The 1,125-nt window shown below is 53.7% G+C and carries 2 protein-coding genes; both read left to right on the top strand.

Annotated features, from left to right (window positions below; all coding sequences use genetic code 11):
• Positions 1 to 496 (top strand): hypothetical protein (locus H1B37_RS33545; protein ID WP_220498497.1); only part of this gene is annotated, 496 nt, incomplete at its 5' end.
• 94 nt (positions 497 to 590) lie between these two features.
• Positions 591 to 1,125, top strand: a 535-nt coding sequence (locus H1B37_RS32905; protein WP_182871503.1) for a hypothetical protein, incomplete at its 3' end; no start/stop codon positions are given.

Genomic DNA, 1,125 nt, shown 5'->3' with positions numbered 1-1,125 from the left:
TCCCGGGGATAAGGCGGCAGATAAGCCCCCCGGCCAGCAAGACCGGGTAATAAACAAGTTATCCGACAAACAGTGGATTGACCGATTCATCCCTACAAACATTCGAATGAGTCACCGTAGCTTTCGATTGTCTCCGAGTTCCGGACAGACGCACCGTGTCGTTCCTCGACTCCGGTTGTTGTTTGCGATTGCAGCCATTGCTGATTTGTCGGCGGGCCTAGGCGTTCTTGCCATGGCAGCGATTGTCGGCCTGCATACCGAGTTCTTCCGAAACGAACAACCTAACTGGCTCGTACTCGGCGCATTCTCCGTGATTGTCGTTCTCGCGATCCAAGCCATGCGTGCCTCCGTGTTTTCACTTGCGCGTGCGATGTCGCGCAAACTACTGGTCGGACGATGGATGACGTCGATACAGGCGGATCAGTTTCCGGGGTGGTACGATCAATGGCCAGACTGTTGGCTCGAACCGTACAATGAGTGCCGGAGCAACGGATAACCAAGTCGTGCAACGGAGCACGGCATACGGCGTCTACAAATGGAAACCACATTGGCCGTGCCCGCTGACGACCAACGTTACCCGACTGAGAAGCATGACTCCCAAGGAAGCGTTCACCCTGGCTGAGATGCACATCGAGCCTGGTTTCGCTGTAGAACGCGACACTCTAAGAGAAACCGCATTTGGTTTTTACTTTCACGTAACAACGAAGGATTATCTTCGCACCGGTGACTTGATGGACTTGCCTGTCGGGTCGTGCGGTGTCCTCGTGGACCGAATTACTGGAGACGTACACGACCTCGGTTCAGCATTCGGACTTGAATACTGGCTGGAAGCCTATGGTCGAGGTTTGCATTTGCCGATGGATGTTGTCGTACTATCAGTTAGTGACCGGCAGCGAGCGGCGAGTGCTCTGATGCGGCTACAGATGACGTATGTAGTCCCAGAGGTTGCGTACGGAGAGACGTGGGCGATCCCGAAACATTACAATCAAAAAGACTTTATTCGTTCGTTCGACTCTCTACCTGCGCGATTCGGGGCTCAACGTCTGATTTTTCGTATGCATGACCTTGCTGCGATTGACGAAAACCCCGATGTGAACATAGAGCTCGAACTGCACAAAGGCGGGT

The sequence above is a fragment of the Stieleria mannarensis genome (assembly GCF_014154935.1).
Classification (GTDB): Bacteria; Planctomycetota; Planctomycetia; order Pirellulales; family Pirellulaceae; genus Stieleria; species Stieleria mannarensis.
Note: the sequence above shows the minus strand (reverse complement) of the source record. Positions and strands in the feature narration are given on the sequence as shown.